Here is a 23,533-nt window from a genome sequence, read left to right as displayed (position 1 = left end):
GCGCGGTCGCTCTTAAGACTGAGCTTTCGCTACCGCGGCCGACCCGCCGCGCCCCCTACGTGACCTCCATCAGCCGCCGCTCGAACTTGCCGACGCGGACGCGCTGCCAGCCCCGGAGCTCGTCGTCGAGGTCGGTGTCGCCGGTGTCGACCCGGAGGACGCCCGTCTCCTCCAGCTTCCGGGAGGAGGCGACCACCCGCACCTCGCACTGACGGATGACCGGCGGGGAGATCTGCGGGTTGCCGCGCCCGAAGACGAACCCCTGGCCGCCGATGGGCGAGACGACGATGACGTTCTCGTCGCCGAGGTGGGCGAGGATGTCGGACTCGCCGGCGTCGCGGGCCAGCACCTCGCCGTCGCGCCAGACGTCGACCCCGAGCGGGGAGCCGTCGAAGCCCAGTTCCGTCTTCACGGCGTCCACGGTCGACCCCGGACCCAGGACGTAGCTGGTGTCCGCGTCGGTGCGTATCTCGGCGGCGACCGCCTGCGCCAGCGCCTCGATGGAGCCGCCGCCGATCTGCTTCGAGGACTGCAGCTCCTCGCCGACCGGCACGCGGGCGAGCGCCTTCAGGTCCGTCCGCACGTCGCCGCCCCGGTAGGCGTCCTCGTCGATGTCGTTGACCTCGCGGGTCTCCAGGCGGTCGAAGGTGGCCGCCAGTCGCCCGGCCGCCCGCGGGGTCACCGCGAACACGGACGAGTACACCTTCACCCCCGCGGGGACGCCGAGCATCGGCGTGTCCTCCTCGAGGTCGTCCAGCGTCTCGGCGACGTCGACCGCCGTCCCGTCGCCCCCGACGAACAGTATCAGGTCGACGTCGCGGGCGACGAACGCCCGGACCGCGGCGCGGGTGTCGTCGGCCCCCGTCCCGTCGGGGGCGGTGGGGTCCCCGGGGACCGTCAGCGTCCCGGGGTCGAACCCGGCCGACACGGCGGGGGTCTCGCCCATCCGCCCGCCCCAGACGACGAGTTCGACGTCGGCTCCCTGTCGACGGAGGTGTTCCAGCGCTTCGGTCGCTCGCTCCGGGGCCCGGGGTTCGGCACCGCGGCGGCGGGCCTCCTCGACCTTGTTGTCGGTGCCCTTCAGCCCGACCCGGCCGCCCATGCCTGCGATGGGGTTGACCACGACCCCGACCCGGCGCGTCATATCCATCGGTTTTCCCTCCGCCCACTAACCTCCTCCGGCAGCAGGACGGGGAGCCGGCGGGAGGTGTCCGCCCCGAGGGTCGCGTGGTCGGATTGAAGTGTGACCGGGGTGAGACCGCGACATGGCACGACGCAGTCTGCTGTTCTCGCCGGGCGGCCGGCCCGAACTGATGCGGAAGGCCCCGGACTCCGGTGCCGACGTGGTCGCGTTCGACCTGGAGGACGCGGTCGCACCCGGGGAGAAGGCGGCAGCGCGCGAGGCGGTCAACGAGGTGCTGACCGACTCCGAGTTCGACCCCTCGTGCGAGGTCTGTGTTCGCACCAACGCGGTCCGGCCGAACCCGGACCTGGCGGCGGACGACCTGAAGGCCGTCCTCGCGGGGGAGCCCCGCATCGACTCGGTGATGCTCCCGAAGGCCGAGCGCGCGGAGGACGTCCGCATCCTCGACAGCCTGCTGGCGGGGCGGCGGGCGGACCTCCCGGTGCTGGCCCTGTGTGAGTCCGCCGCCGGTGTCCTCAACGCCGAGGCTATCGCCGCGGCGGACCCCGTGACGGCGGTCGCGTTCGGCGCCGAGGACCTCGCGGCGGACATCGGCGCGGGCCGCACCCGCGAGGGAACGGAGGTGCTCCACGCCCGCGAGCATGTCGTCCTCGCGGCCGCCGCCGCCGGGGTCGACGCCATCGACACCGTGTTCACCGAAATCGGCGAGTCCGAGGCGCTGGCCGCGGACACGGAGTTCGCGCTGGAGCTGGGCTACGACGGGAAGATTTGCATCCACCCGGCGCAGGTGTCGGTCGTCAACGACGCGTTCACGCCGGCCGAGGACCGCATCGACTGGGCCCGCCGGGTGCTGACGGCCGCCGCCGAGGCCGAGGCGGACGGTGTCGGCGTCTTCCGCGTCGACGACGAGATGATCGACGCGCCGCTCATCGCCCGGGCCGAGCAGGTCCGCGAGCGGGCGACGGCGGCCGGCGTCTGGCCCGACGCGGAGTGAGCCGGCGGGTGGCTGGCACGGCCGCCGCCGGTCGTCGGGCCGTGAACGGCCCTCGAACGTGGTGAGTCCACTACAGGGACGGGGCTCCAGTGTGCGATCTCCCCAGCACGTTTTTACACCGACCGGCAGTGACACACATTATGTCCGAGGAAGCCAACCCGTTCGAGTCCCTCCAGGGACAGATCCGCGCCGCCGGCGAGCACGTGGACGTATCGGAGGGTGAGCTCCGACGGCTCTCGCGGCCGGAACGGCTGCTGTCGACCAACCTGACCATCGAGCGCGACGACGGCTCACTGGACACGTTCCGGGCCTACCGGGCCCAGTTCAACGGTGACCGCGGCCCGTACAAGGGCGGCATCCGCTACCATCCGGGTGTCGACGAGGACGAGGTGAAGGCGCTGTCGGGGTGGATGGTGTACAAGACCGCCGTCGTGGACATCCCGTACGGCGGCGGGAAGGGCGGCGTCGCGGTCGACCCGCGGACCCTGTCGATGGACGAGCTGGAGCGGCTCACGCGCTCGTTCGCCAAGGAGCTCCGCCCCATCATCGGCGAGGACAAGGACATCCCGGCGCCGGACGTCAACACGGGCCAGCGGGAGATGAACTGGATCAAGGACACATACGAGACGCTCGAGAACACCACTGCCACGGGCGTCATCACGGGGAAGGCCATCGACTCGGGCGGGAGCGAGGGCCGCGTGAGGGCGACCGGGCGGTCGGTCATGCTCACCGCGCGGGAGGCGTTCGACTACCTCGGTCGGCGGATCGAGGGCGCGACGGTCGCGGTGCAGGGCTACGGCAACGCGGGGTCGGTTGCGGCCCAGCTCCTGGAGTCCGAACTCGACGCGAACATCATCGCCGTCTCCGACTCGTCGGGCGCGATCTGTGACCGGGCCGGACTGGACGCGGCCGCCGTGCGCGACCACAAGGACCGGACGGGCGCCGTGACGGACTACCCGGAGGCCGACGAGGAGCTCACGAACGAGGAACTGCTGTCGATGGACGTCGACCTGCTCATCCCCGCCGCGCTGGAGAACGCCATCGACGCCGACCTCGCCCGGCAGGTGTCGGCCGACGTCATCGTCGAGGCGGCGAACGGCCCCCTGACCCCCGACGCCGACGACGTCCTCACCGAGCGCGGGGTCCACGTCCTCCCGGACATCCTGGCCAACGCGGGTGGGGTGACGGTGTCGTACTTCGAGTGGGTGCAGAACCGCCAGCGGTTCTACTGGTCCGAGGAGAAGGTCAACCGGGAGCTGAAGCGCCACATCGTCGACGCCTTCGACGGGCTGGTGTCGGCCTTCGAGGAGCACGACCTGCGGAACTTCCGGACCGCGGCCTACGTCGTCGCGCTCGAACGCGTGCTGAGGGCGTACCGCGAGGGCGGGACCTGGCCCTGAGCCGGGCGCGTGGCCCCTCGACGGGAAGTCCCTTACCGTTTTACCCCCTGCCATCGTCGCCGGTGGCATGCTCGAGCGCCTCCTCCCGGACCCGCTCGCGGCCGCCTACGAGCGCGACCTGCCGGAGCCGGTCCACGTCCCCAACCTGCTGACGTTCGCCGACCGGCGCTGGTATGAGCGGTACGCCGCCGCCGTCTCCCCGCTGCTCCGGGTCGTCGGCGGTCGACCGCGCTGGTTCGGCCGGCACGAGCGGACCTACCACGGCCAGCGCCAGTGCGAGGAGTTCGGCCTCGTGGAGTACCCCTCACACCGCCGGTTCCTGCTGCTGATCGGGACCCCCTACTACTCGCTGCTCGACGGGCTCCGCGAGCGCGGCGTCTCCCACTTCGAGGCCGGGTTCACCAGCCCCGTCGCCGACGGGCCCCTGGGGCGGCACGACCACCTCCTGACCGTCCACTTCGAGCCGCGGACCGGCCGGGTCGACGGGGGCGACTTCGAGGCCATCCGCGAGGCGTTCGACCCCGGGAGCGGCGCCTTCGTCTACGGCTCCCGGCTCACCAGCGACTTCGACTTCCTCGGCGAGCCCGTCCGGGGTGCCGACCCGCGCCCGCTGTCGTACCCGGGGATCGCCTGCTTCGCCGAGCCGAGTCCGACGGCGGCCGACGCGACGGTCGACGAACTGGGTGATGCGCTCGAGAACGCCGTCGAGGACCACGCGCTCTGTCTCTACCGGCGCGAGGGGTCCTGACGGGCGGTCGTTCGGGACCGGACGACCGTCCCCTGCGGCCACCCGGCGAGTATAACTCCGCTGATACGGGCGTTTCCGTCGGAGTCGCACAGGCGAGCGCGCATCCGTGTCGTTTCGTGGAAACATCGGAGCGCGCGGCCGAATCGCCACGCCGTGTGCGGAACCCGAAGCCTGAAGCGAGCGCCACGCACGAACTGGGGTATGAAGGCCACTGCCGTCGCCCACCCCATCCAGGGGCTCGTGAAGTACCACGGCATGAGCGACCACGACCTCCGGCTGCCGTACCACGACTCCATCAGCGTCTGTACCGCCCCCTCGCGAACGAGGACGACGGTCGCGTTCGAGGAACGCGACGCCGACCGCTACGTCGTCGACGGCGAGACCGTCGAGGGACAGGGGGCCGACCGCATCCGCTCGGTCGTCGAGCGGGTCCGCGAGCTCTCCGACGAGGACCGGCGCGTCCGGATGGAGAGCGAGTCGAACTTCCCGACGAACATCGGCTTTGGCTCCTCCGCGTCCGGGTTCGCGGCGCTGGCCTGGGCGGCGTGCGAGGCCGCCGGCCTCGACCTCGACCACCCGACGGTGTCGGCCATCGCGCGGCGTGGCTCGGCGTCCGCCGCCCGCGCGGTCACGGGGGCCTTCTCGGACCTGTCGGCCGGGCTGAACGACGAGGACTGCCGCTCACATCGCCTCGAGACCGACCTGGAGGACGACCTGCGGGTCGTCGCCTGCGAGGTGCCGGCGTTCAAACACACCCAGGCGGCCCACGACGAGGCCGAGGACAGCCACATGTTCGAGGCCCGGATGGCCCACGTCCACGAGCAGCTCCAGTCGATGCGGGACTCGCTCCGGCGGGCCGACTTCGCCGACACGTTCGGACTCGCCGAGCACGACTCCCTCTCGCTGGCCGCGACCACGATGACCGGCCCCACGGGCTGGGTCTACTGGCAGCCCGAGACGCTGGAGATCTTCGAGACCGTCCACGAACTCCGGGCGGAGGGCCTCGACGCCTACTACTCGACCGACACCGGCGCCTCCGTCTACGTCAACACCACCCCCGAGGACGTCGACCGCGTGCAGGCGGCCATCGAGGACCTCGGCGTCCCGACCCGCGTCTGGGAGGTCGGCGGCCCCGCCCGCATCGTCGACAACGAGCTCTTCTAAACGAGCGTTTTTGCGCTGCGGGTTCGCTTGTGCGCCGGCGAAGCCGGCGCTCTGCGCGAACCGGCTGGCGGCTACGCCGCCAGCTATTGGATTGCCGGCTATGCCGGCGATCCACTTGCGCGAAAAACGTTCAAAAAAAGCTCGTCCTCGGCTCGGGTTCGTCGGCCTCCGGCCGACTCACCACTCGCCTCGGACGAGTGAAACCGCGCCTTCGGCGCGGTATGCAGTCGAGTCGAACAGCACCCACTCCATCGTTCGGACGGTTCCGGCCGGAAGCGGGACGAGGTCCCGTTCTCGTCGTCCGGGTGCCCCCTGGAGTCCGCCCGCTCACAGTTATGTCGCCCCCGGACGCACGCCCGGGTATGTCCGACGGCAACATCGGCGAGCAGCGCCAGCGCGAGATCTTCATCAGCGGCCACGCCGGCGTCGAGCCGGACGTTCCCATCAGGTTCGAGGCGCTGGAGGAGGCCGCCCTGGCGGTCATGGACGACGCGGCTGCGGGCTACGTGGTCGGCGGCGCCGGCGGCGAGAACACGGTCGGCCGGAACCGGCACGTCTTCGACCGGTGGCGCATCGTCCCCCGCTTCCTCCGTGACGTGGGCGAGCGGGACCTCTCCGTGGAGGTCTGCGGCCAGGAGCTGCCCGCCCCCGTCATGCTCGCGCCCATCGGCATCCAGTCGCTCGCCCACGAGGACGCCGAGGTGGCGACGGCCGCGGGCGCCCGGGAGGCCGGGCTCCCGATGGTGCTCTCCTCCGTCTCCTCGCGGACGATGGAGGACGTCGCCGATGAACTGGGTGACACGCCGAAATGGTTCCAGCTGTACTGGTCCTCGGAGCGGTCGCTGGCGGAGAGCTTCGTCGAGCGCGCCGAGGACGCGGGCTTCGACGCCATCGTCCTGACCGTCGACACGCCGGTGCCGGGCTGGAAGGAGCGGGACCTCTCGCGGGGCTACGTCCCGCAGCTGGAGGGCGAGGGGATGGCGAACTACTTCGCCGACGACGCCTTCCTCGACCTGCTGGACCAGCCGCCCGCGGAGAACGAGTTCGGCGCCATCCAGACGTTCCTCGACGTTTTCGGTGACCCGACGCTGACCTGGGACGACCTGGACTGGCTGCGGAATCAGACGGACCTCCCCGTCGTCGTGAAGGGGCTGCTCCACCCGGCGGACGCCCGGCGGGCCGTCGAGCACGGTGCCGACGGCGTGGTCATCTCGAACCACGGCGGCCGGCAGGTCGACGGCGCTATCGGGGCGCTGGAGGCGCTGCCCCGCATCGCCGCCGAACTCGAGGACACCGACGCCGACGTGCTGTTCGACTCCGGTATCCGCCGGGGGGCGGAGGCGCTGAAGGCGCTGGCGCTGGGCGCGGACGCCGTCTGCCTCGGCCGGCCCTACGTGTACGGGCTCGCCATCGACGGCGCCGACGGGGTGGCGGCGGTCTGCGAGAACTTCCTCGCCGACCTGGACCTGACGATGGGGCTGACCGGTCGCACGAGCGCCGCCGACGTCGACCGGTCGCTGGTTGTCGACGAGCGACAGCTGTTCCGGACCCCCGAATCCTACCGCTGACCGACGGCGCCGTCGACTGCTGTACAGGTTCGTCCGTTATCCGAGCGTTTCGATGCGAGCCCGACTGGTTCGACCACAAAACCGGTTGTTACGGGGCCGCACGGCGGAGAAACCATTAATACGGGTCCGCGCACAGTCGGAAGCACGCTCGTCCGGTCGCCGGACGAACGGAGGCCACCATGACCACGACCATCCCCATCCCACCGCTCGCCGCCTCCGGTAGCGGGGCGTTCGCCATCATCGGCGGACGTGCCACTGCCGGCCGGTGGGCCGGCGTCGGGATGCTCGCGTGGTCCGGAGTGGCCACCTGTCGCACGCGGCTCGCGGCCCTGTCGACGTAGGCAGCCGGGACCCCCGCCCGGCGCGCCAGGGGGCGCGAGAGGCCACGTGCGCCGCTCTCCTCCACGACTCCCGACCCGCAGCCGGCCACAGGTCCCGACAGTCACCCCGACAGCGCCGAGCGGCCGGCGCGTCGTCGAGCAGCGGCCCACCCGCCGCCAGGCGAGAGGTATCGCCACGACGAGCTGGGGTCACCATCGGACCCGGTGCGTGACCCCCCGAGTACGCCACCCTCAGGACCGCCCGGTGGGGCGCGCGAGCGCCGCGGGTTCGACTCCCGCCGGTCCCCTATGGCACTCTACCAGACCCAGGCGGATGCACAGGAGACGAACGGGCCGGTCGACGAACCGGTCGCAGTCGAGGTCGACGTCGAACTCCGGGTCCCCCGTGGCGAGATGGGCGACCTCCCCGCCGGCGTCGCGGAGGTGCTGGCCGGCATCGACGGCGCCGCCGTCGTCGACGTCGGCGAGATCGACGCCGTCCGGCCGGCCGCGCTCGACATCTACGTCGACGTGACCGGCCGCGTCGAGGGCGACTTCAGCGACCACGACCCCGACACCATGGCCGACCACGTCGCCGACGCCTTCGGTATCGAGGCGGTCCACGCCGTCGCCGTCGAGTACGGCACGCGCGCGGACGCCGACGACTACGGCTAGCCGGCCCGGCAGTTCGGCTCCGCTGACACCCCTCCAATCATGAGATCACAGGCACGGCAGTACGCACAGTCCGCACAGCACCGACGGGCACCGCCCGTCCGATACTCGGTCGCCGCCGCGGCGGTCCCCATCGTCGCGATGGTGGCCGCCGTCTACCCGGTTCCGATGGCAGTCGTGGTCCTGGCCGTCGTCGCAGTCGCCCGATACGGTCGGGCGGCCGAGTGAGCGTCCGCAGCCGGTCAGCGCCCCTCGAACTCCGGCTCGCGGTCCTCGGCGAAGGCGGTGACCGCCTCCGCGTGGTCGTCGGTCTGCGAGCAGAGGCGCTGGGCCCGGGTGGCGTGGCGGTGCGCGGTCTCCAGGTCGACGTCGAACGCCTCGTTGACGAGGCGCTTGGACTCCGCGAGCGCCACCGGCGGCCCGCTCGCGAGCTCCGCCGCGAACTCGACCGCAGCGTCCTGGAGCTCGTCGTCCGGGACGCACTCGCGGGCCAGGTCCCAGTCGACGAGGTCCGGGCCCGAGACGTGCTTGCCCGTCATGATGAGCTCCTTGGCCCTCGCCTCGCCGACGATGCGTGGGAGCAGGTAGGCGCCGCCGTCGCCGGGGACGAACCCCACGTCGACGAACGTCTCGGCCATCGTCGCGGACTCGCCGGCGATCCGGAAGTCGCAGGCCAGCGCCGTGTCGCAGCCGGCGCCCATCGCGTAGCCGTTGACGGCCGCGACGACCGGCGTCCCCATCCCGCGCAGCGTCGCGACGACCGCCTGGAACATCCCCAGGCCGTCCTCGTACTCGGCGAGGTCCTGGTCGGCCGAGAGCGGCATGTCGTCCAGGTCGACCCCGGCACAGAACCCCTCCCCCTCGCCCGTCAGGACGACCGCCCGGACCGCGTCGTCCTCGTCCAGCGCTCGCAGCGTCGGCACGAGGTCACGCAGCAGCGTCCCGTTGTACGCGTTCAGCGACTCCGGGCGCGAGAGCCGCACCCGCGCGACGTGCTCGTCGGGGTGGTCGAGGTCGAGGACGTCGCTCTCGGCGCTCCGGTCGGTGGCGGTCGGGTCGATGTCGGTCATGGACGACCAGTCGACGGCCGGGGGTTTCCCGCTTGTGCCGGCGGGTCGGGTGGGCGGCACTCGCCCGCGCTCCCCGACGAGTCACGACGCTCATGCTCCGGCGACGCCTACGGCCCCCTGGAGAACGTCACGTCGGAGGTCTCGAACCCGTTCGGCATCCAGTATCCCGGCTCCGCAGTGGCCGGCTACGGGGACGCCAATGCCGATGTCCACGTCGGCGGCGACCATCCGGGGCGCCACGGCGGCGCCGGAGCCGGCGTCCCCTTCACCGACTCCGCCGCGGGCGTCCGGCTCCAGCGGATCCTGCACGCCGAGGGGGTCACCGGCCGCGGGTTCCTGCTGGTGCCGGTCGCCGACCCGGCGGACTGGGCGCCCGCGGACGAGCGGGCGCTCCGGAGGCGGCTGGCGACGGTCCTGTCGCGGGACTACCGGCAGACGAAGGGTGTCGCGACGTTGGTCGGGTAGCCGACGGGGGGCTCGCGGAGTCGCCCGACCCTACAGCCACGGCGCCCGGTCCCCGTCGGAGACGCCGGGCGTGTGGTCGACATCGTCGTCCTGATTCTCCGCGGGTGCGACGGCGCCGACGTCGGGATCGACATCAGGGTCGACGGTCTCGATGGAGGGGTCACGCGCGCCGTCGCCGTCGGCCGCGACCGGCCCCTCCGCCTCCTCGGCGAGGAGTGGTTCGCCGCGCCCGTCGGGGTCGAACGCCAGCAGCGACGTGATTCCCAGGACCGCGAGCGCGAGCGGCGCGTTCGCGGGGATGAGTTCGAGAATCGACAGTGGCAGGACGCCGAGCGCGACGGCGCTCCCGAAGCGGAAGCGGTCGAGGTCGACGACGCCGCGGAGCCACGGCCCGAGCAGGGCTACGACGAGAGCGAAGGCCACGCCGACCCCGCCCGCCGCAGCGCCCCGGGCGACGAGCCACGGGTCCGCGACGGGCTGGATGCTCGCGCCGGAGAGTTCCGCGCTCGCGACCAGCCCGAGGCCGATGATGACGGCCGGGTTGGGGAGGTACTCGCCGACGGTGGCCGAGGCGGTCTTTGCGGCGACCGCGAGGATGACCAGCGCGGCGAACCGGCTGAACGTCTCCAGGTTCAGCATCGTCTCGATGGTCGGCGCGAGCGCGGCCTCGACGGCCGCGAGGGTGATGACTCCGACCCCCACGAGGAGGACCGAGATGACCTGTTCGCGGCGCGTGCCGTCCATCTCCGCGAGGACGACGGCGACGGTGGCGGAGCCACCGAAGACGAGCAGGCCGACCTCAAGGATACCGGTCAGGTCGTCGACCCCGCCCGCGAGGACGAGTGCGGGGAAGATGCCGTCAACCAGCGGCAGCAGCATGACGGTCGCGAGGAGCCGCGTCCCACGGCCCACGTGCTGCTCGAGGCGGAGGGCGATCGGGTGACGGGAGACGCTCATCTCACGGTGCGAGGCCCTCACCCACGGCCGATGGGAGATGGTCCTCGCGATACCCTAAGGCGGCGTCGACGGACCGGTCGGCGGTCGTCGACCAGGAGCCGCGCCATCGGGTCACGAAGGGGTTCTTCGCCTTATTAAATGTCCACGTCGCGAATGTCTTGCCGGTGCCCTGACGGGCCGTCTGCTCTCCGGCGATGCTCGCGGCGGGACTAGCGAAGTCCATACCCTTACGCAATACTTGCGGGGTATTAGTCGTTGTGTGAGACTCGGCACCAACGCACCGCCAACCAGGGGTCGTATCCGGGGGTCGAGCGACGTTCGTCTACTTCCGTGCACAGGACTGGGCGGGTGACGGGGGACCAGCCATGGATGCCGTCGTGCGCGCGACGGGGTACGGCCACCCGTCACCGCGTTCACCATACGGCCACCCGTCACCGCGTTCGCCAGCCTCGCCACGACCGCCATCGCTTAGTGTGGTCCCCGCCGACCGTCGGTCGATGGAGGGTCGCGCCACCGCGCCCGGTGCGGGGACGGTGCTGAACGCGCTCGCGAACGGCTCGGGCAGTGCCTTCGCCATCGACGCGCGGACGACCGCGACCGTCGAACTCGACGACTCGGGGACGGTGACCGGCGAGGTCGCCGGCGCGCCCGACGCGGACACGCGACTCGTCGAGCGGTGCGTGGCGCTGGTCTGCGAGCGCCACGGCGGCCCGGAGACGACTGGTCCGACCGCGACCGGCGGCCACGTCCGCACGGAGAGCGCGGTGCCGATGGCCGCCGGGCTCAAGTCCTCCTCGGCCGCGGCTAACGCGACCGTACTGGCCGTGCTGGCCGCGCTCGACCGAGCGCCCCCGGACGCGCTGCCGGACGGCGAGCGCGCGACGCCGGCGGCCCCGACCCGTGCCGCCGCTTGCCGGCTTGGGGTCGAGGCGGCCCGCGACGCCGGTGTCACCGTCACGGGGGCGTTCGACGACGCCTCGGCCTCGATGCTGGGCGGCGTCACGGTGACCGACAACACCGCTGACGCGCTGCTGGCCCGCGAGACGCTGCCGACGGCATGGCAGGCGCTCGTCTGGACTCCCGAGGAGCGAGCGCTCTCGGCCGACGCCGACGTCGCGCGCTGCGAGCGGGTCGCCCCCGTCGCGGACCTCGTGCGCGAGTTGGCGCTCGACGGCGACTACGCCCGCGCCATGACGGTCAACGGGTTCGCCTTCTGCGCGGCCCTTGGCTTCCCCGCGGACCCGGCGGTCGAGGCGCTCCCCGACGCGGCCGGCGCGTCGCTGTCTGGCACGGGCCCCTCGTTCGTCGCCATCGGCACCGATGACGCACTCGACCCCGTCGCGGCCCGCTGGCGCGAGCGCGAGGGGACCACCCGCCGACTCGCGCTGGACACCACCGGCGGTATCGTAACCCCGGAACATCACCCATGAGCGACAGCCACTCGGACACGGACGACGACGCACAGGACGGAATCACGGTGGAGGAGATGGAGCTCGACGAACTCCGCCAGGAGATACGGGGCATCGACCGGGAGATCGTCGAGCTCATCGCCCAGCGGACCTACGTTGCCGAGTCCATCGCCGCAGTGAAGCGGGAGGAGGGCCGTCCGACGACCGACGAGGACCAGGAGCAGGCCGTCATGGACCGCGCCGGCGAGAACGCCGAGCGGTTCGGCGTCGACTCCAACCTCGTGAAGGCCGTGTTCCGGCTGCTCATCGAGTTGAACAAGGTCGAGCAGCGGGAGTCCCGCTGACCGGCGGTCCGGCCGTTTCCGGACTGTATGTCCGATTTCCCCATTGTTTCCTCGATAGTCCAATGGAGACACCGATAGCCCGGTTTCGACACACGGAGTCCGTAGACTCCCGACGGCCCCCGACCGCGCAGTCCCAGGGGTCACGGGAAGGGCGGCGACGGACGGCAGTAGGACGTTGCCTCTGTCGACCGTCAGCGACGTTCGCCCGTGTGGCGCTCGGAAGCTCGGGGACCCGCCGGCAGCCGGCGGGAGTGATCGTTCCGGGATACCCGCCAACTGCTGTCCGATAGCAGGGGCCACCCCCGGCTCCGTCGATACCTGTGCGACGCCTTCGGGGAGTGCCGGGAGGGCGTCGAACGGCGGGACACGGTACACCTGTAGGACGCATGGTTTCGGCACCAGTTTCGACGGTACGGTCGAAGCTTCGCTCGATTCTACTTCTACTGCCGCCCGGGTTCCCCGCGTCGAGTCCCGTAGCTGTTCCAGCTAGCCACACTCATCTCGGCCGGGAGGAAGGGCTTAGTTGAACGAAAACTGAACTACTGTGTGGAGAACGGATGACCGGACCTACCGAGTATCCCGGGAGGCCGTTCGAGATGTTGGACGAGGACACGGCGGACGAGGTGGACCAGCACGGCGTCTACGCCGAGACACGGACGGAAGGCGCCTCTACTTGATCACGAGCACGCAGTCCGGGAGGGGTACGTACGCGGCGTACGAGTGGCGGGGAATCCGGGGCGCCGGACGGCGGATTCGGACGGAAGTATTAATTGAATAGAATCTCAATCACCTTGTGATGGCACAAGCCACGGACCGGCTACGACGGTACCTCGACGACGAGCTCGGCGAGTGCCGGGACGAGGATGTCGAACGGCGGCTCGAGGAGCTCGGCACGCTCGAAGCGGCGCTCGGCAGCGCGCGCGTCAACGCCGAACTCGACGTACTCTCGGCGCTGGCCAACGGGACCCGGTACACGCTCGTCCGGGTGCTCGTCGCGGCCGAGGGGGAGCTCTGCGTCTGCGAACTGAACGCGGTCGTGGACGTGACCGAGAGCGGGCTGAGTCACGCGCTCTCGGCGCTCGTCGACGCCGGGCTCGCGGAGGGCCGGAAGGACGGGCGCTGGCGGAAGTACCGCGCGACCAACCGCGCGGTCGCCCTCGTCACGGTCCTGGAGGGGAGCGTGACCGATGAGTGAGGTCCACGAGCACGGGCCGGACTGCGGCTGTGAGTCCTGCGGGGACCCGCGGTCGATGGATTTCCTCGACAAGTACCTCACCGTCTGGATCGTCGGCGCGATGGCCGTCGGCGTCGGGCTCGGCACCGTCGCACCGTCGGTGACCGCCCCCATCGAGACCTTCCGCCTCGTCGAGGTGGGGCTCGTCCTGATGATGTACCCGCCGCTCGCGAAGGCCGACTACTCGCAGCTCCCGGCGGTCTTCCGGAACGTCAAGGTGCTGGGGCTGAGCCTCGTCCAGAACTGGCTCATCGGGCCGACCCTGATGTTCGGGCTGGCCGTGGTCTCCTTCGGCGGCGTCGTCCCGGGGCTCCCGGCCCGGCCGGAGTTCTTCCTCGGGCTGGTGTTCATCGGAATGGCCCGCTGCATCGCGATGGTGCTGGTCTGGAACGAGCTCGCGGAGGGCTCGACGGAGTACGTCACCGGGCTGGTCGCGTTCAACAGCCTGTTCCAGATCGTCACCTACGGGGTCTACGTCTGGTTCTTCGCGCTCTTCCTCCCGCCGCTGCTGGGGCTGGAGTCGCTGGTCGCCGGCATCACGACGTTCGATATCACCCCGATGCAGGTGGTCGAGGCCATCGTGATCTTCCTCGGCATCCCGTTCGCCGCCGGGGTCCTCTCCCGGCTCGTTGGCACCCGGGCGATGGGCACGGAGTGGTACGAGGAGGAGTTCGTTCCCCGGATCGACCCGTTGACGCTGGTCGCACTGCTGTTCACCGTCGTCGTGATGTTCGCGACCCAGGGCGGTCGCATCGTCGCCTCGCCGGGGGACGTGCTGCTCATCGCGGTCCCGCTGACGATCTACTTCGTCGTCATGTTTCTCGTCAGCTTCGGTATGGGCCGGGGCGCCGGCGCGGACTACTCGACGACGACGGCCATCGGCTTCACCGCCGCGAGCAACAACTTCGAGCTGGCCATCGCGGTCGCCGTCGCCGTGTTCGGCGTCGGCTCCGGCGTCGCGTTCACCACCGTCGTCGGCCCGCTCATCGAGGTCCCGGTGTTGCTCGCGCTGGTCAACGTCGCCCTCTACTTCCAGCGGCGGCTCGACTGGGGAGGGAGCGAGCCGGACCGCCCCGACGCGGTCGCCGCGGAGGCGGCGACGGACGACGACTGATCCACCATGACATCCGACTCGACGCCGACGGACCCGGTACGAATCGCCTTCATCTGTGTCCAGAACGCCGGTCGCTCCCAGATGTCGACCGCGTTCGCCGAGCGCGAACGCGAGCGGCGTGGCCTCGAGGACCGGATCGAGATACTGACGGGCGGCACCGACCCCGCGGACGGCGTCCACGACGAGGTCGTCAAAGTCATGACCGAGGTCGGCTTCGACCTCTCCGACCGGACGCCCCGCGCCATCACCATCGAGGAGCTGAACGCGTGCGACCACGTCGCGACGATGGGCTGCTCGACGCTCGACGTCGGCGCGGTCGACGACAGCGTCGACGTCCGCGACTGGGCCCTCTCCGACCCGGACGGTGGGGACCCGGAGCAGGTCCGCGGGATACGGGACGAGATCGAGCGACGGGTCGTCGCGCTGTTCGACGACCTGACGCCGGGCGGCTGAGGACGGTCAGTAGACCCACTGGCGTCGGATCCGCGACCCGACGTCGGGGTGGGCCTCGCGGAGCGCTTCGGGGTCGCGCTCGCCGTTCAGATTGATGACGTGGACCTCGCCGCGCCGGCCGCCGTAGACGTCCTGGAAGTCGTAGACGGCGCCGACGATGTCGGCGTCGTCGGGGACGTGGTCGCGGCCCAGCAGGAACGCCACCTGCCGGTCGACGTTGTACTCGACGAGATGGTTGACGGCCGCCGCCCGGTCCAGCCCGTCGGGGAGCGCCTCGATGCCCGGCTCCAGGTGGGGGCCGAGGAGCCCGAGACAGTGGTCGATGCCGGGCGGGACGTCGATGCCGTCGGTCAGCGCGTCGTAGGTCGCGGTCACGGCGCCACAGCCCGTGTGGCCGACGACCACCGCCGTCCGAGTGCCGGTGTTGGCGAGGGGGTAGAGCACGTCGCCCGAGACCACCGTCTCCCCGTCGGCCCGCTGGACGACGCGATTACCGATGTTGCCGACGGTGAACAGGTGGCCGGGCTCGTCGTTGCCCCACATCCGGTCCTGGAGCACGCGCGAATCCGAACAGCAGACGGTGACCGCCTCCGGCTGCTGGCCGTCCTGCACGTCGCCGAACCGTGTCGTGTAGCTGTCGGCGTGGGCGTCGTTCCGACGCAACATCTCCACGACGGTCCGGTTCATGCCCCCCCGTGCGGCGGATGTACCTAAATGTCCCCCGGAAGGGCCGGAAGCATCCGGATGACGGGGTGGTTCCATACGGTTTATCGTAGGGGCTGCTCCAACGGGGAGCATGGACGAGAAGCGGTTCGCCATCGCGATGTTCGGGTTGGCCGTCTCGGTCGTTGTCGGCTATCTGGCCGTCCGGTTCGTGGCGGCACTCACCGTCTCGGTCTTCCTCTACTACTCCACCCGGCGCTACTACGACGTCCTGGGCCGCCTCCGGCTCCCGGCCCGGGTTCGGGCCGTCGTCGTCATCGCCTCGCTGGCGGTGCCGCTGCTCCTGCTCATCAGCTACACCGTCGTCCTGCTCATCGTCGAGGCGCGCCGGTTCATCGACCAGTACGGCGTCATCGGCGTCGTCTCGGAGAACGTCTCCTGGTTCGGTGGCGTCGACCAGTTACCCGAACTGACGCTGCAGGGCCTCGTCCGGGCCTACCGGGCCGGGCAGCTGGACGGACTCCTCACCTTCGCCACGGAGAACGCTACCTTCCTCACGAGCCTGGTTTCCGGGTTCTTCCTCAACCTCTTCATCGTCATCATCGTCGTCTACTACCTCCTCGTCGACGGGCACCGCATCCGGGAGTGGCTGCTCCGGTTCGACGACGACGCCGTCATCCGGGCGTATCTGGAGGCCGTCGACGGCGAACTGGAGGCGGTCCTGTTCGGGAACCTCCTGAACGTCATCGCGACCTCGCTCATCGCCGTCGGCGCGTACCACGGCTACAACCTCTTCGCGCCGATGCAGGCGCAGATACCCTATCCAGCCCTGGCGGGCGTGCTCACCGGCGTCGCCAGCCTCATCCCGGTCGTTGGCATGAAGATCGTCTACCTGCCGCTGACCGGCATCGCGGCGATACCGATCCTGCTCGGGGGGAACGACGCCGTCCTCGTCTACATCGTCGCCTTCCTCGTCGTCGCCGTCGTGGTGGTCGACACCATCCCGGACCTCGTCCTCCGGCCGCTGCTCAGCGGGGAGACGACCCACGTCGGGCTGTTGATGCTGGCGTATACGCTCGGCCCCGTCGTGCTGGGGTTCTACGGTCTCTTCTTTGCACCCATCGCCCTCGTCGTCGGGCTGACGTTCGCCGACACGGCGCTCCCGCGGCTGCTGGGCGCGGCCGAGCCGGACGGCGACGGTCTCCACCGTGACCAGCTGCGGCTCGACCAGTTCCGGTAGGCGCCCGGCTACCGGTTCGCCTCGAACCAGTCCGTCGCGAAGTCGACGAGCGCCGGCTGGTCGAGGAGCCGGCTCCCGGCCGCCCCGACGGTCCCGTGGGCGACCGACGCCCGGGACTCGAACGCCCCGCCGACCGTCCGGAAGTCCCCGGTGTCCGTCTCGATGTCCTCGAACGAGACGCGGACCCGCTCGCCGTCGCGCATCACCGGCGCCTCGCAGGTGATGCGCGGCGGGTCGATGTCGGCCCGGTACTCCGCGAGGTGGAGCGACGTGTTCACGGCGTGGCCGACGCCGAGCAGGAGGACGTCCCCGTCGCGGTCGTACACCCGCGCGAGCGGCGACCCCTCGCCCATCGCGTTCGCGAACCGGTGGTCCGCGACGATGGCATCGGCATCGGCGCCCCACGCGGCGAAGGAGTAGATGGGGTGGGCGCTCCGGTGGACGTCCGGGTAGGTCCGAAAGCACTCCGGGACGGCGCCCATCCCCCGCGTCGGCGTCGAGGCCGGCCGGTAGGCGGGTCGGGCCTCGCGGATGCGTTCGGGCCAGTCCGCCGGCACCGGCGGGTTGCTCCAGCCCGCCGGGTCCGTGTACTGTGGCGTGTGCGTCGGCATCACCAGGGTTCCCGCCTCGGTGACGGTCGCGCGGAGCGCGTCGACGACGGCCTGTGCGTCGCCAGCGACCCAGCCCAGCGCGCTCAGCGACGAGTGGACCAGCAGCGTCCCGCCCGGTTCGACGCCCAGGGCACGGAGGTCCGCCACCAGCGAGTCGACGGTGACCGGGTCCTCGACGCGTTCGAGCGCTGCCTGCTCTCCCATACCGCGACCTGGCACGGCCCGGGGCTTGAGTGTGCAGGGTCCGCCGGCCCGCGTACCGACCACACGGCGGCGAGAGGGGCCACGTTTACCACCGGCCGCGCCGGATGGCGGGTACATGCGAGCGAAGGACATCCGCGCGAAGGCCGGCGAGGAACCGGTCACGATGCTGACGGCCTACGACGCACCAACCGCCGAGCTCGTCGACGCGGCCGGCGTCGACATGATCCTCGTCGGGGACTCCGTGGGGAACCTCCGCCTGGGCCACGAGTCGACGCTCCCCGTGACTGTCGACGACATCGCCAGCCGCACGGCCGCCGTCACTCGCGCCACCGAGGACGCGTTCGTGCTCGCGGACATGCCGTTCCTCTCCTTCGGCGTCGACGAGGCCGACTCCATCGAGCACTGCGGCCGGATGGTGAAGGAGGCCGGCGCCGACGGCGTGAAACTGGAGTGTGGCAAGCACACTGTCGACCTGACCGACCGACTGACCGACCTCGGGGTCCCGGTCCAGGCCCACCTCGGACTGACGCCCCAGCGTGAGAACGAGACCGGGCTGTTCAGGCAGGCGACCGACGACGAGGCCGCCGGCCGGATGCTCGAACTCGCGGAGGCACACGAGGCCGCGGGCGCGTTCTCGCTGGTGCTCGAACACGTCCCCGCGAACGCCGCGGCGGCCGTGACCGAGACGCTCTCGATTCCGACCATCGGCATCGGTGCCGGGCCCGACTGCGACGGCCAGGTGCTCACCGTCGACGAGGTCATCGGGCTGACCGAGGGCGTGGCGCCGTTCTCGAGGGCCTTCGGCGACGTCCGCGGGGAGATGGAGCGGGCTATCGAGAGCTACGTCGACGGGGTCGAGTCCGGCGACTTCCCGGCCGAGGAGCACAGCCACGTCGCCGAGGGCCTGGACACGGACGACCTCTACTGAGCCGGCGACCCCACTGCCCCGCTCCCCGCCTGTCGGGGACGAACCGTGACGCGACTCAGCCGACCGCGGCCCGTGCCTCGGTGCGGTCCGCCGAGCAGTATGCAGCAGGTCGCGGTCACGCCGACGGGCTCCCCACACTCCGGGCACCGCGGGTCGGCGTCCGGGTACGCACGGGCACCTCCGTTCGGGTCGGTCGACTCGCGTCCGGCATCGCTCCCTGTTGTGGGCACACGTATCGCACCCCGGAATGGCTCTGTGGTTCGCGGCGGGCGGGCCGGGGCCGAGTTGACCCGCTGCGCGCTCGCGCGTCAAGGGCCCGGGGGACTCCCGGGAGGCCGTCGACGGACCGGTCAGTCCAGGTCGGCGAGGAACCCGTCGACGGCGTCGTTGAACGGCGCCGGACGCTCGACGTACGGCATGTGGGCGGCGTCGGGGATCTCGACGCGGCGCGCGTCGGGCAGGTGCTCGGCGAGGTACTCGTGGAAGGTGGGCGGCGTCAGCCGGTCGTGCTCGCCGTTGATCACGAGGGTCGGGCAGTCGACCCCGTCGAGGCGGTCGCGGACGTCGAAGGCGTGGCACGCGCGGAAGTCGCGCTCGGTCGCCCGCCGGCCGACCGCCCTGAACATCCCGCGGGCATCGGCGCGGCGCTCGTTGGTCGGCGTGTGATACAGCATGTCGTCGTCGACCAGCGCGTCGATGGCAGCCTCGTAGTCCCCGCCGAGCGCGTCCAACAGGTCGTCCGCGACGCCGAGTTTGGCACCGGTCCCCACGAGGACGAGTCCGTCGAGGGGGAGTTCCCGGTCCAGCGCGACCGTCAACGCGACGGCGCCGCCGAGCGAGTTGCCACAGAGCACGGTCGCGTCAGTCTCGCGGGCGACCGCGACCAGGTCATCGGCGTAGGCGGCCATCGCGTCGAGCCCGGCCCGGGGGCCGAAATCGACGTCCTCGCTGTCCCCGTGTCCGCTCAGGTCCAGCGCGACCGCATCGTGACCCGGGCGCCCGCACTGCTCGCCCCAGACGGAGTGCGTACCGCCGCTGCCGTGGATGTACAGCACCGGGTCCGGGCCGTCGGTCGCGTCGCGGTACGCCGTCTCGCGGCCGTGATGGGTGACGCTCTCCATACCGGGCGTCCGACTCGGGGGCACATCAACGGCGGGGGCCGGGCGGCGCCGGGCACGAGGTCGTCGGTTACGGTGGCACGGCTGGGGGTCGTCGTGCGTGAACCGCAATTCAGCCGTTCGTAGGAAACACGGGGACGTGTTCTCCGCATCAGGAAAAAGTTCATATAGTAGTAGCGCTAACTCTGGGTTAGTATGACACCCACTCAGCGGTTCGAGGACGAGGACATCGTCGCCCGTCAGTACGACTACGCCGACGGCGACGTCCTGGCGTTCGATCTGGGCCCCGGGGCGGAGGCTACCGTCGACGTGGTCGACGGCACCCTGCTGATCGTGACCGGGGACGAGCAGTACGACGTGGACCTGCCCGCGGGCGCGAGCGGCCAAGCGACTTTGCGGAACGGCGTCGTTAGCATCGAGGTGGACGAGACCGCCGCGGAGCCGGCGGAGACCACCGACACGGAGGCCGATCGATGAAACTCACCGTCAAACCACTCAAACAGAAGGACGCCGGTCGCGGGCTCGCGGCCGTCGACCGCGCGGCCATGCGCGAGATGAATCTCGAGAACGGCGACTACATCCTCGTCGAGGGGTCCGAGGGGCGCGCGGTGGCGCGCGTCTGGCCCGGCTACCCCGAGGACGAGGGCAGCGGCGTCATCCGGGTCGACGGCCGCCTCCGGCAGGAGGCTGACGTGGGCGTCGACGACCGCGTCGAGGTCGAGCCGGCCGAGGTGAACCCGGCCACCAGCATCACGGTCGCCCTGCCGCAGAACCTCCGCATCCGGGGGAACATCGGCCCACACATCCGTGACAAGCTGAGCGGACAGGCCGTCACGAAGGGCCAGCAGGTCCCGTTCTCGCTGGGACTGGGCCCGCTCTCGTCGATGAGCGGCCAGAAGATCCCGCTGAAGGTGGCCGACACGGACCCTGACGGGACCGTCGTCGTCACGGACTCGACGGAGATCGAGGTGAGCGAGAAGCCCGCCGAGCAGATCTCCGGCGAGTCGGCCGGCGCCCCGGAGGCGCCGAGCGTCACCTACGAGGACATCGGCGGACTCGACGACGAGCTCGAGCAGGTCCGCGAGATGGTGGAGCTGCCGATGCGGCATCCGGAGCTGTTCCAGCAGCTCGGCATCGAACCACCAAAGGGCGTGCTGCTGCACGGCCCGCCGGGCACGGGGAAGACCCTGATGGCGAAGGCCGTCGCCAACGAGATCGACGCCTACTTCACCAACATCTCGGGCCCCGAGATCATGTCGAAGTACTACGGGGAGTCCGAGGAGCAGCTCCGCGAGGTCTTCGAGGAGGCAACAGAGAACGCCCCGGCCATCGTCTTCATCGACGAGATCGACTCCATCGCGCCCAAGCGTGGCGAGACCTCCGGTGACGTCGAGCGCCGGGTCGTCGCCCAGCTGCTCAGCCTGATGGACGGGCTGGAGGAGCGGGGCCAGGTCACGGTCATCGGCGCGACCAACCGGCTCGACGCGCTCGACCCCGCGCTGCGGCGCGGCGGGCGGTTCGACCGCGAGATCGAGATCGGCGTTCCGGATAAGGCGGGCCGCAAGGAGGTCCTGCAGGTCCACACCCGCGGGATGCCGCTGGTCGACGGCATCGACCTCGACCAGTACGCCGAGAGCACGCACGGCTTCGTCGGTGCCGACCTGGAGTCGCTCGCCAAGGAGAGCGCGATGAACGCGCTCCGGCGCGTGCGCCCCCAGCTCGATCTGGAGCAGGACGAGATCGACGCCGACGTGCTCGACTCCCTGCAGGTCACCGAGCGGGATTTCAAGGAGGCGATGAAGGGCATCGAGCCCTCCGCGCTCCGCGAGGTGTTCGTCGAGGTCCCGGACGTCAGCTGGGACCGGGTCGGCGGCCTCGAGGACACCAAGGAGCGGCTCCGCGAGACCATCCAGTGGCCGCTCGACTACCCGGACGTGTTCGAGCAGATGGACCTCGAGGCCGCGAAGGGGGTACTGCTGTACGGCCCACCGGGCACGGGAAAGACCCTGATGGCGAAGGCCGTCGCCAACGAGGCCCAGTCGAACTTCATCTCCATCAAGGGGCCGGAGCTGCTCAACAAGTACGTCGGTGAGTCGGAGAAGGGCGTCCGCGAGGTGTTCGAGAAGGCCCGTTCGAACGCCCCGACGGTCGTCTTCTTCGACGAGATCGACTCCATCGCCGGCGAGCGTGGCCAGCGGATGGGCGACTCCGGCGTCGGCGAGCGGGTCGTCAGCCAGCTGCTGACCGAGCTCGATGGGCTCGAGGAGCTGGAGGACGTGGTCGTCGTCGCGACGACCAACCGCCCGGACCTCATCGACTCGGCGCTGCTGCGCCCGGGACGGCTGGACCGGCACGTCCACGTCCCGGTTCCCGACGAGGGGGCTCGCCGTGCCATCTTCGCGGTCCACACGGAGCACAAGCCGCTCGCCGACGACGTGGACCTCGATGAACTGGCCCGGCGCACGGACGGCTACGTCGGGGCCGACATCGAGGCGGTCTGTCGCGAGGCGTCGATGGCGGCCACCCGGGAGTTCATCAACTCCGTCTCCCCGGAGGACACCGGGACCAGTGTGGGCAACGTCCTGGTGACGATGGACCACTTCGAGCAGGCGCTGGGTGAGGTTCGCGCCAGCGTCGACGAGGAGACGCGCGACCGCTACGAGCAGATCGAGGAGCGCTTCTCGCGGGGCCAGGAGCCGGCCGACGAGCCCGAGGTCTCCCGGACGTTCCAGTAGCGACACGACCGGGACCGGCTCCCGGAACCGGCAGTAGGAGATGAAGATCCCGGCAGTAACCGGTCGAGTGATTTACAGAGTTAATCCTCACGTGCCGTTTCGCGTATTTCGTTAGAACAGTTGCGTTTTTACGTGTGGGATTGTACGTCAGGCGCATGGACTTCGAACTGTCCGACGAGCAGAAGCAGCTGAAAAGGGAGGTTCGTCGGTTCGCGGAGAACGAGATCAAGCCGGTCGCGACCGAGTACGACGTCGACGAGAAGTACCCGCACGAGGTCATGGACAAGGCCGCGGAGAACGGCCTGCTGGGCGGGGGCCTCCCAATCGAATACGGCGGCGCCGGGCTGGACACGCTGGACACCGCCCTGGTCGTCGAGGAGATGTTCGCGGCGGACCCGGGTATCGGGTTCTGTGTGACCGCTTCCGCGTTCGGGAGCGAGGCCATCGTCGAGTTCGGTACCGAGGAGCAGAAGGAGGAGTACCTGCCACCCATCGCCGAGGGCGAGTCCGTGATGGGGGCGGCCATCTCGGAGCCCGACACCGGGAGCGACGTCTCCTCCATCTCGACGCGCGCGGAGAAGGACGGTGACGAGTACGTCATCAACGGCAACAAGATGTGGATCTCGAACGGCACCGTCGGTGACTACTTCGTGGTCCTCTGTAAGACCGACCCCGAGGCGGAGGGTCGCTACAACGGCTTCAGCCAGATCCTCGTCGAGGCCGACCGTGACGGGTTCGAGGCCGACAAGATCACGGGGAAGCTCGGCATCCGCGCCAGTGACACGGCCGAACTCATCTTCGACGACGTTCGGGTCCCCGAGGAGAACCTCGTCGGGACCGAGGGGATGGGCTTCCTGCAGGTCATGCAGTTCTTCGACGAGACCCGGACGGGCGTCGCCGCCCAGGCCGTCGGAATCGCGAAGGGTGCCGCCGAGCGGGCCCTGGAGTACTCACAGCAGCGCGAACAGTTCGGTCAGC

General features: G+C 70.6%; 26 protein-coding genes. 19 read left to right on the top strand and 7 right to left on the bottom strand.

Annotated features, from left to right (window positions below; all coding sequences use genetic code 11):
* Positions 1-55 precede the first annotated feature (55 nt).
* Complete coding sequence (locus DP107_RS12485) at positions 56-1,144, bottom strand: ATP-NAD kinase family protein (protein ID WP_144262485.1); 1,089 nt, start codon at positions 1,142-1,144, stop codon at positions 56-58.
* Between the two features lie 121 nt (positions 1,145-1,265).
* Here DP107_RS12485 and DP107_RS12480 point away from each other — a divergent pair, with 121 nt between their 5' ends.
* The 8 genes from DP107_RS12480 to DP107_RS12450 all read left to right on the top strand — a co-directional run bounded on the left by DP107_RS12480 (position 1,266) and on the right by DP107_RS12450 (position 8,238).
* On the top strand, positions 1,266-2,138 hold the full coding sequence (locus DP107_RS12480) for an HpcH/HpaI aldolase/citrate lyase family protein (protein WP_144262484.1): 873 nt from the start codon (positions 1,266-1,268) through the stop codon (positions 2,136-2,138).
* A 140-nt stretch (positions 2,139-2,278) separates the two neighbouring features.
* On the top strand, positions 2,279-3,538 hold the full coding sequence (locus DP107_RS12475; RefSeq protein ID WP_144262483.1) for a Glu/Leu/Phe/Val family dehydrogenase: 1,260 nt from the start codon (positions 2,279-2,281) through the stop codon (positions 3,536-3,538).
* Positions 3,539-3,605: 67 nt separating this feature from the next.
* Positions 3,606-4,286, top strand: coding sequence for a DUF1330 domain-containing protein (locus tag DP107_RS12470; RefSeq protein WP_144262482.1), 681 nt, complete (start codon positions 3,606-3,608; stop codon positions 4,284-4,286).
* Positions 4,287-4,487: 201 nt separating this feature from the next.
* Positions 4,488-5,450 (top strand): phosphomevalonate decarboxylase MvaD, encoded by a 963-nt coding sequence (mvaD, locus tag DP107_RS12465; RefSeq protein WP_144262481.1) that lies wholly within the window; start codon positions 4,488-4,490, stop codon positions 5,448-5,450.
* A 362-nt stretch (positions 5,451-5,812) separates the two neighbouring features.
* Positions 5,813-7,018: an alpha-hydroxy-acid oxidizing protein gene (locus DP107_RS12460; RefSeq protein ID WP_144262480.1), complete on the top strand. Its 1,206-nt coding sequence runs from the start codon at positions 5,813-5,815 to the stop codon at positions 7,016-7,018.
* A 179-nt stretch (positions 7,019-7,197) separates the two neighbouring features.
* Positions 7,198-7,359: a hypothetical protein gene (locus tag DP107_RS20115; protein WP_185977303.1), complete on the top strand. Its 162-nt coding sequence runs from the start codon at positions 7,198-7,200 to the stop codon at positions 7,357-7,359.
* 288 nt (positions 7,360-7,647) lie between these two features.
* Positions 7,648-8,013 (top strand): hypothetical protein, encoded by a 366-nt coding sequence (locus DP107_RS12455; protein ID WP_144262479.1) that lies wholly within the window; start codon positions 7,648-7,650, stop codon positions 8,011-8,013.
* 39 nt (positions 8,014-8,052) lie between these two features.
* Positions 8,053-8,238 carry a hypothetical protein gene (locus tag DP107_RS12450; protein WP_144262478.1) on the top strand — a complete coding sequence of 62 codons (186 nt, stop codon included), beginning with the start codon at positions 8,053-8,055 and terminating at the stop codon, positions 8,236-8,238.
* 14 nt (positions 8,239-8,252) lie between these two features.
* Here the strand turns inward: DP107_RS12450 and DP107_RS12445 are convergent, their stop codons facing one another.
* Entirely contained in the window at positions 8,253-9,080 is an 828-nt protein-coding gene (locus DP107_RS12445; RefSeq protein WP_144262477.1) for an enoyl-CoA hydratase/isomerase family protein, read from the bottom strand.
* 117 nt (positions 9,081-9,197) lie between these two features.
* On the opposite strand from DP107_RS12445, the gene DP107_RS12440 reads away from it, so the two are divergent.
* Positions 9,198-9,545, top strand: a complete 348-nt coding sequence (locus tag DP107_RS12440) for a uracil-DNA glycosylase family protein (protein ID WP_144262610.1) — start codon at positions 9,198-9,200, stop codon at positions 9,543-9,545.
* Positions 9,546-9,575: 30 nt separating this feature from the next.
* Here the strand turns inward: DP107_RS12440 and DP107_RS12435 are convergent, their stop codons facing one another.
* Positions 9,576-10,502, bottom strand: a complete 927-nt coding sequence (locus DP107_RS12435; protein ID WP_202877402.1) for a DUF5794 domain-containing protein — start codon at positions 10,500-10,502, stop codon at positions 9,576-9,578.
* Position 10,503: 1 nt separating this feature from the next.
* On the bottom strand, positions 10,504-10,725 hold the full coding sequence (locus tag DP107_RS12430; RefSeq protein WP_144262476.1) for a hypothetical protein: 222 nt from the start codon (positions 10,723-10,725) through the stop codon (positions 10,504-10,506).
* Between the two features lie 274 nt (positions 10,726-10,999).
* On the opposite strand from DP107_RS12430, the gene DP107_RS12425 reads away from it, so the two are divergent.
* The 5 genes from DP107_RS12425 (at position 11,000) to DP107_RS12405 (ending at position 15,056) form a co-directional block, all read left to right on the top strand.
* Positions 11,000-11,932: a shikimate kinase gene (locus tag DP107_RS12425; RefSeq protein WP_144262475.1), complete on the top strand. Its 933-nt coding sequence runs from the start codon at positions 11,000-11,002 to the stop codon at positions 11,930-11,932.
* On the top strand, positions 11,929-12,255 hold the full coding sequence (locus tag DP107_RS12420; protein ID WP_144262474.1) for a chorismate mutase: 327 nt from the start codon (positions 11,929-11,931) through the stop codon (positions 12,253-12,255). The genes DP107_RS12425 and DP107_RS12420 overlap by 4 nt, the downstream gene beginning before the upstream one ends.
* A 796-nt stretch (positions 12,256-13,051) precedes the next feature.
* Complete coding sequence (locus DP107_RS12415; RefSeq protein ID WP_144262473.1) at positions 13,052-13,450, top strand: ArsR/SmtB family transcription factor; 399 nt, start codon at positions 13,052-13,054, stop codon at positions 13,448-13,450.
* Positions 13,443-14,603: an ACR3 family arsenite efflux transporter gene (gene arsB / locus DP107_RS12410; protein ID WP_144262472.1), complete on the top strand. Its 1,161-nt coding sequence runs from the start codon at positions 13,443-13,445 to the stop codon at positions 14,601-14,603. The genes DP107_RS12415 and arsB overlap by 8 nt, the downstream gene beginning before the upstream one ends.
* A 6-nt stretch (positions 14,604-14,609) precedes the next feature.
* Positions 14,610-15,056: an arsenate-mycothiol transferase ArsC gene (locus DP107_RS12405; protein WP_144262471.1), complete on the top strand. Its 447-nt coding sequence runs from the start codon at positions 14,610-14,612 to the stop codon at positions 15,054-15,056.
* A gap of 6 nt (positions 15,057-15,062) precedes the next feature.
* Here DP107_RS12405 and DP107_RS12400 read toward each other — a convergent pair whose 3' ends face one another.
* The gene (locus tag DP107_RS12400; RefSeq protein WP_144262470.1) at positions 15,063-15,743 is read right to left on the bottom strand and encodes a carbonic anhydrase; all 681 of its coding nucleotides are present in this window, start codon (positions 15,741-15,743) and stop codon (positions 15,063-15,065) included.
* Between the two features lie 109 nt (positions 15,744-15,852).
* Between DP107_RS12400 and DP107_RS12395 the strand changes: the two genes are divergently transcribed.
* Positions 15,853-16,959 carry an AI-2E family transporter gene (locus DP107_RS12395; protein ID WP_144262469.1) on the top strand — a complete coding sequence of 369 codons (1,107 nt, stop codon included), beginning with the start codon at positions 15,853-15,855 and terminating at the stop codon, positions 16,957-16,959.
* 8 nt (positions 16,960-16,967) lie between these two features.
* Here DP107_RS12395 and DP107_RS12390 read toward each other — a convergent pair whose 3' ends face one another.
* The gene (locus DP107_RS12390; RefSeq protein WP_144262468.1) at positions 16,968-17,774 is read right to left on the bottom strand and encodes an aminoglycoside N(3)-acetyltransferase; all 807 of its coding nucleotides are present in this window, start codon (positions 17,772-17,774) and stop codon (positions 16,968-16,970) included.
* Positions 17,775-17,889: 115 nt separating this feature from the next.
* Between DP107_RS12390 and panB the strand changes: the two genes are divergently transcribed.
* Positions 17,890-18,702, top strand: coding sequence for a 3-methyl-2-oxobutanoate hydroxymethyltransferase (gene panB, locus DP107_RS12385; protein WP_144262467.1), 813 nt, complete (start codon positions 17,890-17,892; stop codon positions 18,700-18,702).
* A gap of 350 nt (positions 18,703-19,052) precedes the next feature.
* Here panB and DP107_RS12380 read toward each other — a convergent pair whose 3' ends face one another.
* Positions 19,053-19,823 (bottom strand): alpha/beta fold hydrolase, encoded by a 771-nt coding sequence (locus DP107_RS12380; protein ID WP_144262466.1) that lies wholly within the window; start codon positions 19,821-19,823, stop codon positions 19,053-19,055.
* A 192-nt stretch (positions 19,824-20,015) separates the two neighbouring features.
* Here DP107_RS12380 and DP107_RS12375 point away from each other — a divergent pair, with 192 nt between their 5' ends.
* From DP107_RS12375 to DP107_RS12365, 3 genes are all read left to right on the top strand, one after another.
* Positions 20,016-20,297, top strand: a complete 282-nt coding sequence (locus tag DP107_RS12375; protein WP_144262465.1) for a DUF7127 family protein — start codon at positions 20,016-20,018, stop codon at positions 20,295-20,297.
* Complete coding sequence (locus tag DP107_RS12370; RefSeq protein ID WP_144262464.1) at positions 20,294-22,555, top strand: CDC48 family AAA ATPase; 2,262 nt, start codon at positions 20,294-20,296, stop codon at positions 22,553-22,555. The genes DP107_RS12375 and DP107_RS12370 overlap by 4 nt, the downstream gene beginning before the upstream one ends.
* A gap of 155 nt (positions 22,556-22,710) precedes the next feature.
* The coding region (locus DP107_RS12365; protein ID WP_144262463.1) for an acyl-CoA dehydrogenase family protein at positions 22,711-23,533 on the top strand (823 nt) is incomplete at its 3' end.

Source organism: Haloglomus irregulare (assembly GCF_007421925.1).
GTDB lineage: Archaea > Halobacteriota > Halobacteria > Halobacteriales > Haloarculaceae > Haloglomus > Haloglomus irregulare.
Note: the sequence above shows the minus strand (reverse complement) of the source record. Positions and strands in the feature narration are given on the sequence as shown.